General features: G+C 75.3%; 9 protein-coding genes. All 9 read right to left on the bottom strand.

The annotated features are described in order from the left end of the window. Positions 1-55 precede the first annotated feature (55 nt). Entirely contained in the window at positions 56-2,185 is a 2,130-nt protein-coding gene (locus tag DQE82_RS13965) for a heavy metal translocating P-type ATPase (protein WP_113972908.1), read from the bottom strand. Positions 2,186-2,240: 55 nt separating this feature from the next. Further along, positions 2,241-2,624, bottom strand: a complete 384-nt coding sequence (locus tag DQE82_RS13970; RefSeq protein ID WP_113972909.1) for a DUF1622 domain-containing protein — start codon at positions 2,622-2,624, stop codon at positions 2,241-2,243. Between the two features lie 93 nt (positions 2,625-2,717). Then, positions 2,718-3,383 (bottom strand): TcmI family type II polyketide cyclase, encoded by a 666-nt coding sequence (locus tag DQE82_RS13975; protein ID WP_043323429.1) that lies wholly within the window; start codon positions 3,381-3,383, stop codon positions 2,718-2,720. Positions 3,384-3,435: 52 nt separating this feature from the next. Continuing rightward, the gene (locus tag DQE82_RS13980; protein ID WP_043323426.1) at positions 3,436-4,662 is read right to left on the bottom strand and encodes a cytochrome P450; all 1,227 of its coding nucleotides are present in this window, start codon (positions 4,660-4,662) and stop codon (positions 3,436-3,438) included. After that, a complete protein-coding gene (locus tag DQE82_RS13985; RefSeq protein ID WP_043323424.1) occupies positions 4,659-4,979 on the bottom strand; it encodes a putative quinol monooxygenase in 321 nt (106 codons plus the stop codon). Before DQE82_RS13985 ends, DQE82_RS13980 begins: the two co-directional genes overlap by 4 nt. Further along, positions 4,976-7,243, bottom strand: coding sequence for an FAD-dependent oxidoreductase (locus DQE82_RS13990; RefSeq protein WP_233514661.1), 2,268 nt, complete (start codon positions 7,241-7,243; stop codon positions 4,976-4,978). Before DQE82_RS13990 ends, DQE82_RS13985 begins: the two co-directional genes overlap by 4 nt. A gap of 555 nt (positions 7,244-7,798) precedes the next feature. Continuing rightward, positions 7,799-10,516, bottom strand: coding sequence for a LuxR family transcriptional regulator (locus tag DQE82_RS13995; RefSeq protein WP_113972911.1), 2,718 nt, complete (start codon positions 10,514-10,516; stop codon positions 7,799-7,801). Positions 10,517-10,609: 93 nt separating this feature from the next. Continuing rightward, positions 10,610-11,500, bottom strand: a complete 891-nt coding sequence (locus tag DQE82_RS14000; RefSeq protein ID WP_113973098.1) for an alpha/beta hydrolase — start codon at positions 11,498-11,500, stop codon at positions 10,610-10,612. A gap of 154 nt (positions 11,501-11,654) precedes the next feature. After that, a complete protein-coding gene (locus DQE82_RS14005; RefSeq protein ID WP_113972912.1) occupies positions 11,655-12,536 on the bottom strand; it encodes a DUF1963 domain-containing protein in 882 nt (293 codons plus the stop codon). Between the last annotated feature and the right edge of the window lie 33 nt (positions 12,537-12,569).

The raw sequence follows: 12,569 nt of genomic DNA on the forward strand, positions 1-12,569 counted from the left end.
GCATGGTGGCTCGCATCCGCGAACCTCAAGGCGGCTCGGGAACCGGAGCTGCGGGTCAGTCGGCCGGGGTGATCCGGACCCGGCGCAGCAGTTGGGCGTTGAGCGCCACCACGATGGTGGAGGCGGACATCAGCACCGCGCCCAGCGCCGGGCTGAGCGCGATCCCGGCCCAGGCGAGGACACCGGCGGCCAGCGGGATCGCGACCACGTTGTAGCCGGCCGCCCAGGCCAGGTTCTGCCGCATCTTCCGGTACGACGCGCGGGACAGCCGGATCACGCCGCCGACGCCGCGCGGGTCGGAGCCGGCCAGCACCACCCCGGCGGACTCGATCGCCACGTCGGTGCCGGCGCCGATGGCCAGCCCGACGTCGGCGCGCGCGAGCGCCGGGGCGTCGTTCACGCCGTCGCCGACCATGGCCACCGTCAGTCCCCGACCGCGCAGCTCGGCGACCGCCTTGTCCTTGTCGGCCGGGAGCACCTCGGCGAAGACCTCGTCGACGCCGGGCCGGAACCCGAGGTCGGCGGCGACCGCCTCGGCCACCGGGCGCGCGTCGCCGGTGATCATCACGATCTTGCGTACGCCGAGGTCGCGCAGCTCGGCCACGGCGGCCCGCGCCTCCGGGCGGACCTGGTCCTCCAGCCCGAACACGGCGGTCACCTCCGGCGGCCCGCCCTCGGGCAGGCGGACCAGGTGCAGCACCGCGGCGCCCCGGCCCGACCACTCCTGCGCGGCCCGGGCCAGGTCGTCCGGCACCGGGGCGTCGAGCTCGCGCAGCAGGGCCGGCCCGCCGACCGCCCAGTCCACGCCGTCCACCGTGGCGCGCACGCCCCGGCCGGTCAGCGCCCGGAAGCCGCGCGCGACCGGACGCGCCGGGCCGGGCTCGGCGTCGGCCCCGGTCGGAGACGTCGGCCCGGGAGACGTCGGCCCGGCGTCGGACGTCGGCCGCGCGTCGGCGGCGGCGACGAGCGCGCGGGCCAGCGGGTGCTCGCTGTCGGCCTCGACCGCGCCGGCCAGGGCCAGGGCGGCCGTGGAGTCCAGCCCCCCGGTGGCGGCCACTCCGGTCACCGTGTGCCGGCCGGTGGTGAGCGTGCCGGTCTTGTCGAACAGGACGGTGTCGACGGTGCGCATCCGCTCCAGCGCGAGCCGGTCCTTGACCAGGATGCCGGCACGGGCCGACAGCGCTGTGGACAGCGCCACCACCAGCGGAATGGCCAGGCCGAGCGCGTGCGGGCAGGCGATCACCAGCACCGTCACGGTGCGTACCACCGCCTGGTCGGGGTCGCCGAGCAGCGCCCACACCGCGAACGTCGCCAGGCCGGCGAACGCCGCCAGGTAGAACAGCAGCGCGGCGAACCGGTCGGCGAGCACCTGTGCGCGCCCGCCGGAGGCCTGCGCCTCGGCGACGAGCCGCCCGATGCCGGCCAGCGCGGTGTCCGCGCCGACCGCCTCGACGCGTACCCGGAGGGTGGAGTCGGTGGCCACGGTGCCGGCGACCACCCGGTCCCCGGCGGCGCGGGCCACCGGCCGCGACTCCCCCGTGATCATCGACTCGTCCAGTTCGGCGGCGCCCTCGACGATCCGGCCGTCGGCCGGCACCCGTCCGCCGGGGCGCACCAGCACCAGGTCGCCCACCCGCAGCTCGCCGACCGGCACCGGATGCGGCCGCCCGGCGTCGTCCAGGCGCTCGGCGTCGTCGGGCAGCAGCGCCGCGAGGGCGCCGAGCGCGCCGCGTGCCTGCCCGACCGCCCGCATCTCCTGCCAGTGGCCGAGCAGCATGATGGTGACCAGCGCGGCCAGCTCCCACCAGAAGTCCAGGTCGAACAGGCCGATGCTGGTGGCGGCCGAGGCGAGGTAGGCGACAACTATCGCCATCGAGATCAGCAGCATCATGCCGGGGGTACGTTCGCGCAGCTCACGCAGGCCGCCGGTGAGGAACGGCCAGCCGCCGTAGAGGAAGACCACGGTGCCGAGCACCGGGCCGACCCAGCGCACGCCGGGGAACTCGAGCGAGTAGCCGAACCAGTCCATCACCATGTGACTGGTGGCGACGATCGGCAGGGTCAGCGCCAGGCTCAGCCAGAATCGGCGGCGGAACTGCTCCGGGTCGTGCCCGGCGTGCGCGCCGCCGCCATGATCGGTGCCGTGGTCGCCGTGGTCGCCGTGGTGAGCGGGTGAGTGCTCCATCGGGCGTCACCTCCGCCGACCACCATACCCCCTGGGGGTAATACGTAACGGGCGATCAGCGCTGGGGGCGGGCGCCGACGCTCGGCCGGTCCGCCGGAGGGCGGCCCTGCCAGGGCCACCGGCCGTCCAGCTCCACCTCGAGGGAGAAGCTGAGGAACGTACGGACCAGCACGATCAGCGCCAGCACGCCGACGCTGGTGAACGTGGGCGACACCGCGACGGTCCGGATGATGTCGCCGCCGACCAGGAACTCCAGGCCGAGCAGGATGGCCCGGCCGACCCCCTGCCGGTACGCCCGGTAGTGCGCCACCACCTGCCGGGTCCGGGCGCAGCGCACCGCGAACACGACTGTGGCGACCGCGACGCCGACCGCGATCACCAGCACCCCGGCCAGGTCCAGCAGCGCCCCGACGTGCTGGACGATCTCCTTCGTCGGCACCCGGCACCCCCGCACCAGCCTGGCGTACGGCCGGTCGCGGGGGCGGCGTTTCCGCGCTCCCGCCACCCGGAGGGCGGGAGCGCGGAGGCGTGCTCAGTCCTGGGCCTGCCAGCGGTAGAAGACGGTGGCCAGGGAGTCCTGCGGGCCCTGCCACTTCTCCGGCCGGTACGGCTCGATGTACGGGCCGAGGTCCTGCATCACCTTGCCGAAGGCGGGCTTGTCGCCGTGCCGGTCGCGGGTGGCCTCGGCCGCCGACGTCTCCTGTTCCAGCAGGTGCACGTAGACGTCGTCGATCGAGTAGAGCCAGCGGCCGGTGACCCCGAGGTCGGCCGGGAGCGACCCGGCGTCGGACTCGGCGAAGACCCGCGCCACGTCCGGCTCGGCGCCGGGCTTGATCCGCCCGACGATGACGGTGAGCGTGGTGTCGGCGGGCGGCTCGCCCTCGGGCGCCCAGTGGTAGAACTCCTTCGCCACCGAGTCCGACGGGTTCTTCCAGTAGCGCGGGTACGGGGTCACGTACGGGCCGATCTCCTCGGCGATCTTCTGGAAGGCGGGCAGCCCGCGCGTCTGCCCGGAGATCCGCGGGTCCTGCTCCCGCTCGATCACGTGCAGGTAGAGGTCGTGGTGGGACAGCAGGTACCGGCCGATGACGCCCAGGTCCTGCGGCCGGGTGGCCTGGTCGTAGTGGCCGAACACGTCGCCGACGATCTGCTCGCTGCCGGGGACCATGTGACAGACGATCACGTTGCGGAAGACCATGACTGCTCCTTGATGATTGCGACGGGGGCGGCGGCGCGAGGCGGCGGCGCCGTCAGGCGGTGAAGGTGACAGGCAGTTCCAGCAGGCCGCGGAACGGCGAGGCGGCGGGGAGCCGGCGCACCTGCGCGAGCGGCACGCCCAGGCGCAGTCCGGGCAGCCGGCGCAGCAGCGCGCCGAGCGCGAGTTCGGCCTCCATCCGGGCCAGCGAGACGCCCAGGCAGTAGTGGACGCCGTGCCCGAACCCGAGGTGCGGGCCCCGGACGCGGCGCAGGTCCAGCCGGTCCGGGTCGGCGAAGTGCGCCGGGTCGTGGTTGGCCGCGTTGATCGCGACTCCGACGATCGCGCCGCGCGGGATGCGTACGCCCTGGTAGTCGACGTCCTCGGTGGCGATGCGCGGGCTGGCCACGGGCAGCGGCCCGTCGAACCGGAGCAGTTCCTCGATCGCGGCCGGCAGCAGGCGCGGCGTGGCGCGCAGCAGTTCCATCTGCTCGGGGTGGGTGAGCAGCGCCAGCACCGCGTTGCCGAGGAAGTCGGCGGTGGTCTGGTGCCCGGCGAACAGCAGCAGGAACGTGGTGGTGACCAGTTCCGCCTCGGACAGCGTCCCGTCCTGGTCGACCGCCCGGATCAACGCGGCGATGATGTCGTCGGCCGGGTCGTCGCGTTTGGCCCGGACCAGCCCGGCCAGGTAGTGGTGCAGCCGCAACTGGGCCTCCTGCACCGCGGCCCGTTCCTGCGCCGGCGGCCGGCTGGTGGAGCCGGAGGTGCGGATGACCTGGGTCCAGTCGAGCACCCGGTCGTGGTCGGCCGGCGGCACGCCGAGCAGTTCGCAGATGACAGTCATCGGCAGCGGGATGGCGAACTCGTGCATCAGGTCCGCCTCGCCGTGCGGCGCCATCTTGTCGATCAGCTGGTCGACGATCGACGCCACCCGGGGGCGCAGCGCCTCGATCCGCCGCGGCGCGAACGCCTGCGACACCACGCGACGCAGCCGGGTGTGCTCCGGCGGGTCGGAGTTGAGCATGTTGCGGTTCAGGCCCTCGGAGTTCGGGCCGAAGATCTTCAGGTAGTGCTGGTCCGGGCCGTACAGGTCCTTGGACAGGCGCGGGTCGGTCAGCGCGGTGCGGGCGTCGTCGAAGCGGGTGATCAGCCAGGAGTCGAAGCGCGGCGAGCCGACCGGGCAGACCGGCCGCTCGGCGCGCAGCCGCGCCAGCGCGGGGTACGGGTCGGCAGCGAACGAGTCGGTGTACAGCTCGCTCGCCGGCATCACGTCGTCGGTCATCGCCCCTCCCCCGGCTCGCCGGCCACGCTGTGCAGCACCTGGTAGGTGTGCCGGTCCGCGGACTCGCGCAGCTCCCGGATGACGCGCAGCAGCCGGTCGCGCTGCTCGCTGCGGCCGAACGCGTCCAGCCGCTCGCGGTCGGCCCAGTCGCTGATGACCAGGTAGCTGCGCGGGTCGTCGGCGTCACGGACCAGGTCCTGGTGCAGGCAGCCGTCCAGGGTGCGGATCTGTTCGGCGGCGCTGAGCCATTCGGCCTCGAAGCGCTCCGCGCACCCCTCCCGGGTCCGCATCGCCAGCACGGTCCGGACCCGGCTCACCGCGCGCTCCCGAACACCAGGTGCAGGTGCTTGCGCAGCGCGTCCGGGTCGACCGGCGCGCCCCGGAACCCGACGTGCCCGTCCGGGCGGATCAGGTACAGGCCGGTGCCGTCCAGCCCGTACCCGGCGCGGAAGCGGCGCTCGGCGTCGCGCACCACCGGCGGGTCCAGCAGTCGCGGTTCGTCGGCGTCCGGGTCGAGCAGCAGGTACGCGTCGAGTTCCCCGCCGGCGAGCCGCCGCGCGTCGGCGCACAGGCCGGTGAACGCGGCGAGTTCCTCCGCGCCGGCCGTGCGGTCGGCGTAGAGCAGCAGCGTGTGCCGGGTGCCCCGGGTCAGGTCACGCAGGCGCAGCGGGTGGCCGACGCCGCGGCGGCGCAGCCCGTCGACGTCGGGCGCGATGTCGCCGGGGCGGGGCGCGTCGCCGAGCGCGGCCGGGTCGGCGACGGTCTCCCCGACCAGCGGGCTGCCGGCGTAACTGAGCAGCATGGACATCTCCTGGAGGAACTGCCGTTCCAGGTCGGCGCGGTCCACCTCCTCGGTGCCGGCCATCCGTACCGCCCGGCCGACGATCTCCTCGCCCTCCGGCCGCCGCTCGGTCTCGTAGCTGTCCAGCAGGCCGGGCGCGGCGAGCCCGCGTACCGCGAGCGCGAGTTTCCAGGCCAGGTTCCAGGCGTCCTGGATGCCGGTGTTCATGCCCTGGCCGCCGGCCGGGGGGTGCAGGTGGGCGGCGTCCCCGGCGACGAAGATCCGGCCGTCGCGGTAGCGGTCGACGATGCCGTGGCTGATCCGGAACACCGACGACCAGCGCAGGTTGCTCGCCCGGGTGCCGGGTGGCGCGAGGCGGTCCAGCGCGGCCTGCACGTCTTCGATGGTGGGCTCGTCGAGTTCCTCGCTGAACCCGGGCGGGGCGTCGCGTCCGCCGGTCTGGGCGAAGAACCGGGGCGGGGCGAGGGTGGCGATGCGGTAGCGGTGCTCGCCGCGCAGCGGTACGCAGACCAGCATCCCGTCCATCTGCCCGTCGGTCATGTGCAGGAACCGCAGCAGGTGCCCGTCCGGCATGTCCCAGTTCACGTCGACGTCGACCAGCATGAACAGTTGCGGGAACCGGCCGAGCCCGCCGGTGAAGGTGAGCCCGAGCCGCTCCCGGACGCGGCTGTGCGCGCCGTCGGCGCCGACGACGTACCGGGCGCGTACCGTCTCGGTGCCGCCGTCGGCGGTGCGGACGGTGGCGGTCACGCCGTCGGCGTCCTGGGTGAGGTCGGCGAGTTCGGCGCCGCGCCGCGGGCGCACCCCGAGGGCGGCGAGCCGGTCGGTGAGGATGCGCTCGGTCTCGTACTGCGGCAGGCCGAGGTGGGCGTACGGCAGGCCGGGCAGCTCCCAGCTCATCCGGTGGGTCTGCGCGCCGTTGACGAACACCATGTTGCCGGTGAGCCAGATGCCGGCGTCCATCGCCTCCCGGACGACGCCCTGCTCCTCCCAGATCTCCATGGTGCGGCAGTGCACGCCGATCGCCTTGTCGGCGTGGCCGGGCGGGGTGGCCTGCTTGTCGATCACCAGGCAGTCGATGCCCCGCCGGGCCAGTTCGACGGCGGCGGTCAGCCCGGTGGGCCCCGCCCCGACGACGAGTACGTCTGTTGTCCTGTGCACGTCGGCCTCCCAGCCCGTGGTGGGGTGACTGCTGCCGTCCGCGTCGGGCACGACGTGGAACAGGCGGCGCCGGATGTCGAGAAGGAACGGTGCGATCGGTCCGGCCTGCGCGGAGGCGTGGGCCGGGTCGCTGATCCAGGCGAGGAACGGCGCGGCGCCGTCCCACTCGGCGAAGATGTGGTGGATGTCCGAGCCGGGTTCGCGCAGCAGCTGCTCGCGGCGGTAGCCGGGTATCGCGGTCATCCGCCGTACCACCTCGGGGTAGCCCCGGTGGAACTCGGCGAGCCGGTCGCGCGGCACGGTCAGCTCGACGTCCACGTAGACCGGGCCCTCGCCGTCCCCGGTCTCGCGCAGCAGCGGGTAGCCGGGGCCGTCGGCCGGCTCGGTCAGCGGCTGGAGCAGGCCGGCCAGGCGGGCCGCCACCGGCCCGCGCCGGTACGCGCGCAGCGCCGCCTCGTCGGCCCATTCGGTGACGACGACGAAGCCGCGCGGGTCGAGGGCGTCGCGCAGCAGCTCGTGCCGCAGGTTGCCGGCCAGCGCGCCGAGCTGTCCCGCCACGGTCTCGAACGCGGGCCCGACGGCGGGCTCGCACCCGGGGCGCGCGCGCAGCCGGAGCATCGTCCTGATCATGCAGCCCCCTCGAACCGTGCCGTCGTCGTGCCGCGACCCTGCCGCAGCCCGCGTCACCACCTCGTCACCGTCGACCCGCCGGAGGTCCGGCCCCGGTGACGCCGCCGGGACGGCGCGCACGACGGTCGGGAGCGTGCTGATGCCGTGCGACCGGCGCAGCCGGCAGACGGATTCCCCACCTGCCTCACTCTGCGTAGACCTCACCGAGCGTGAGAGCGTCGAGGTCGGGCAGGCGGGCCTTTCGGCCGCCTTTGCTCTGCAGCCATCGGCGCATCACTGCACTGACCTGCGGCCCGGACGGTCAGCCCGATTTCGGCAAGATCCCGAACGAGCACTGTCAGTGATCGATGCGTACGCGGCTGCAGAGCAAAGGCGGCCATGTGCGCACGCCTCGCCGGACACTCCCGTGACTCTCCGCGACCGGGGGTGGGGAGGGGTGGCGGGTGTGCACGGTCACGGCGTGCCGGTCGCGGGCCGGCGCGGAGCGACGTGCCTGCGGCCCGGCCCGACGACGGTCGCGGCGCGGCCCGGCGCGGCCGGTGGTCAGGCCAGCAAGCGGGCCAGTTCGGTGCGGGAGCGCACACCCAGCCGGTGGAACACGTTGCGCAGGTGGTGGTCGACGGTCCGGGTGGACAACGACATCCGGGTGGCGATCTCCCGGTTGGTCGCCCCCTGCGCGACCAACCGGGCGATGTGCAGCTGCTGCCCGGTCAGCAACTGCTCCGGGCCGTTCGGCGCCGGCCCGACCGACTCCCCCGCCGCGCGCAGCTCCTCGCCCGCCCGGTCGGCCCAGACGGTCGCGCGGAGCACTGTGAACGTCTCCCGCGCCCGGTGCAGGTGGGCCCGGGCGTCGCGGGGGCGGCGCCGGCGGCGCAGCTCGCGGCCGAACAGCAGTTCGGTGCGGGCGCGCTCGAACCGGTCGGTGTCGGCCGGGTGCAGCCGCAGCGCCGCGTGGAACTCCCGTTCGGCCTCCGGGCCGCCCCGGGGCGCGAGCAGCGCGCGGCAGCGCGCCGCCAGGGCCCGCCGCGACGGGCTGGCCGTGCTGCTGGCCCAGTGGTCGAACACGGCGAGCGCGGCGGCCGGGCGCCTGCCGTCGTGGGCGGCGGCCTCCACCAGGTACGGCGTGGCCATCACCTGCACCAGCACCTGCCCCCGGCCGGTGCCGGTGCGGGCCAGCGTGGACAGCCGGGCGACCGCGTCGGCGTACCGGCCGTCGATGAGGTCCAGCACACCGAGCGCCCACCTGGCGTACGCGTCCGGCCGGCTCCCGGGCGCGGCCCCGTCACCGATCTCGGCGATCCGGGCCAGCGCGCCGGCCCGGTCGGCGCGTACCGCGGCCAGCACCGCGAGGATGCCGAGGTGCACCTGGGCGCAGGCGTGCTGGCCGGTGTCGCGGGCGGCGCGCACGCCCTCGCGGGCGGTCTCCGCCGCCGCCTCGTGCCGGCCCAGCCAGTACTCGGCGACGGCGCGCAGCTCCAGCGCCCGGGGCAGCAGGGACAGCTCGCCGCGCGAGCGGGCCACGTCGACCGCCCGGCCGGCGAGCCGGTGCGCGGGCCCGTCCACCGCCACCAGCAGCGCCGCCGCGGCGGCGCAGACCAGCGCGCCCGGGGTGAGCGCGGGCCCGGACAGCCGGCCGCCGAGGACGACGACCCGGCGCAGCGCCGGACCGCCACGGGCATGGTCGCCGCGCAGGGTCGCCCCGACGCCCACCGCGAAGGTGGCCAGCAGGTCCAGGTCGGGCGAGTCGCCGGGCCGCCGCAGCGCCTCCGCGCGGCGGGCCACCTCGGCGTAGCGGAACTGGTCGCCGGTGACGCAGATGGCCTCGCCCGCGCGGACCAGCGCGAGCAGGGCGGAGCGCCGGTCGGCCGGCGCGACCGCGTCGGCGGCGGCCAGCAGCGTGGCGACCGCGGCGGCGGGCGCGTCGCAGCGCAGCTGCATCTCGCCGCGGAGCAGGTCGGCCCGGTCCTGTGCGGGCGGCGCGGCGGTCAGGTGCCGTAGCAGCCCCCGGGCCTGGTCCGGGTCGCCGGCGGTCCAGGCGCAGCGGGCCGCCGCCACCGTCAGTTCGGCGGCCCGCCCGGGATCGGCGGTCAGCTCGGCGGCGCGGCGCAGCGCGGAGGCCGCGGCGGCGCGGTCGGACGCCCCGTCCACCGCCGCCGTCAGTTCGGCGGCGAGCACGTCGGCCGGGCAGTCGGGGGCGGTGGCGTGGCGCAGCGCGCGGCCGAGCGGGCCGCCGGCGAGCGTGCCGGCCAGCAGCAGGTGCGCCGCGCGCAGGTCGGCCAGCGGCGCGACGGCGGTGATCATCGTGCGGGCGAGCGGGTGCGGGAACGTCACCCCGTCGGGCCCGGTCCGCAGCAGCCCGGCCGCCTCGGCGGGGGCGAGCGCTTCCACGGTCAGACCGGCGGACCAGGCGGCGCGTACCAGCGTGCCCGGGTCGGCGGCGTGGTCGAGCGCGGCGAGCAGCACCATCCGCCGGGTCGGCGCCGGCAGCCGGTCCAGGCGGGCCCGGTACGCGGCGGCGAGCGCGCCGTCCACCGGCGGCGTGCCGGGCAACGGCGCCTCGCCCCGCCACTGGGCCGGGGTGAGGCTGCCGGCCAGGTCGGCCAGCGCCGCCGGGCTGCCGCCGCTGAGCGTGGCCAGCGCGGCGGCCACCGGCGCGGACGGCCGGTGCCCCCGGTCGGTGAGCATCGCGTGGCACTCGTCGGCGTCCAGCGGGCGCAGCCGGTGCGCCGGCACGCCGTCGACAGTGGCCGGGGCGGTGGCGGTCAGCAGCACCGCCACCGGCAGCCGGCGCAGCCGGCGCGCCACGACGGCGAGCGTCCAGGCGCTCTGCCGGTCGCCGATGTCGAGGTCGTCCACCGTGCACAGCAGCGGCCGGTCCGCGGCCACGGCGGCGAGCAGGGAGCGGACCGCCGCGGCGAGGGCCAGCCGCTGGTCGGCCGGGCAGCCGTCGCCGCCGAGCACGCGGCGCAGCAGCCGGCGCTGCCGCACCGGCAGTGCGGTGTCCGCGTCCAGCACCGGGTCGAGCAGGCGGTGCAGGCCGGCGTAGGGCAGCGTCGACTCGTCGGCCAGGCCGGCGCCGGTGAGCACCGTGCGTCCCGTCGCCCACCGGCGGGCGTACGCCAGCAGGGCGCTGCGGCCGGCGCCGGGCGGCCCGTGGAACAGCAGCGCGCCGCCGGAGTCCCGGTCGAGGAGCCGGCGGATCGCGTCGCACTCGTCGTCCCGGCCCCGCAGAGCAATATGCACTGTCGATGCAGAAAGCATGCATGCAGTGTCACAGATGGGCAACCCGTCGGAAAAGAGGCGGACATGCTGCCGGGGTGGTCGTCGCGACGACCACCCCGGCAGCGGGCGGGCTCAGGCGCTGGGGCAGGTGTTGCGGTACTCCTGGATCGCCGACCCGCTCGGGCCGGGGCAGAGGAACTGCTCGTAGCGGGTGTCGTCGTCGACGAACCGCTTCAGCCAGGCCACCATCTGCTTCGCCGTCGGCGTGTTCGTCGTCTGCGGGAAGAAGTGGCTCGCGCCGTCCAGCTCCAGGTACGCCTTCTCCGAGGACGCCGGGATGCTGTTGTAGAACGGGATCGAGTGGGTCGCCACCGGCGCGACGCTGTCGGTCTCGCCGCCGATGATGAGCGTTGGCACCCGTACATCGGACCAGGTCTTGTCCAGGTTCCACGGCGCCAGCGGAACGGCGGCCTGCAGCGACGGCCGCGCCGCCGCGGCCTCCAGGCTGCCGCCGCCGCCCATCGAGTGACCGGCCACCGCGAGCCGGGACGAGTCGATCCGGCCGCGCACCGAGCTGCGCTCGGTCAGGTAGTCCAGCGCGGCCAGGAGCTGCCGGCCCCGGCTGGCCGGCTGGTCCAGCCGGGTGTTGGTCTCGATGCCGATCACCACGAAGCCGTGTGAGGCGATCCGCGGGCCGAGCCAGCTCAGGCTGGACCAGGAGGCGGTGTAGCCGGGCGAGATGGCGACCGCGCCGAAGGTGCCCTCGGCGGTGCTGGTCGGGTAGTAGATGACGCCGCCGCCGAAGCCGGTCACGCTCAGCGAGGAGACGTTGATCGACGAGGTGGCGAACGGGCCGCGGCTGGCCTCCAGGATGGCGCTGGTGGGCGCCGGGCCGCGCTCGTAGGGGCTGGCGGCGCTCGCCGAGACCGGGGCGGCGAGCGCGCCGCCGGTGGCGAGCAGCGCCGCCACGGCGAACCGGGCCAGGGCACGGACGGGGGTACGGGAACGGATGGTGGTGGGCACGTCGGTCACTCCTTGCGCCGGAATTACATCGACATGGGTCAGCATCGATGCCTTCGGCGCGGCGCGCATCGGCGAAATCACCGGTCCGCGCGGGCGGCGGGCAGGACGTGGAGGCGGCACTGCGGGCGGTCCGCACGCTGAACCGGCCCGGCTGTCACTCGGTGAACTCGCAGAAGGACAGCACCCCGTCGAACCGCCCGGCGGCGAGGTCGTCGTGGCGGATCAGGAACCGCGCGTTGACGTACTCCTCGTCCGGTACGCCGAACTGGGCCAGCGGCACCCACTCGCGCACCACCCGCTGCTCTTCCTCGTACTGAGCCACCAGCCGCTCCGCGCGGGGCAGGGAGCTCGCCTGCTGCATCCGCTCCCGGTCCGTCATGAACGTCTCGGGCGGATCCTGCGCCGAGATGGTGTAGCCGCCGACGAAGACGTCGTGCTGAATCCACCCGTCCCGCTCCGGCCAGAGCTGCTCGAGCAGCGCGCCCATCTCCTTGCGGTGCGGCAGGTCGCGCAGCAGCTTGATCTGGGTGTCGCACAGCCACTCCTCCGAGCGGTCCAGCCAGTCCGGCAGTTCCGCCTGGAGCCCGGCGTACATCTCGTGCTCGGGGGCGAGGAAACGGCCCAGGTCGGTCCCGGCGGGTAGGACGTCCACACCGTCCACCGTCTCGGCGCCGGCCGGGACGTACACGACCCGCGCGTACGCCTTCTCGTTCTCGATGCCGCAGACGTCCTGTGCGCCCTCCTGGTCGAGGAAGAACAGCAGCGTGCCGTCGGCCGGCAGGGCGAGGTCGGGCACCCGGGGCAGCGCCGCGCAGTCGAGCCGGAGCAGGAACGGCAACGGAGAGCCCTCCGGGCACGTGGGCCACGGCACGCCCACCGGCAGCCGCGGCCGCCCGCCCCGCCGCCCGGCGTGCACGCCGTCCTCACGCCGCCAGGCGTGGATCCGGAACCGGATCAGCTCCGCGAAGCGGGCCACCTCGCCCTCGGGCACGCCCTGCGCGATCGCCGCCCGCCGGAACTGCTCTCTCTCATCCATGATCGTGGAGAGTAGCGGCACCGTCCGACATGG

This window comes from Micromonospora sp. LHW51205 (assembly GCF_003315815.1).
GTDB lineage: Bacteria > Actinomycetota > Actinomycetes > Mycobacteriales > Micromonosporaceae > Micromonospora > Micromonospora chalcea.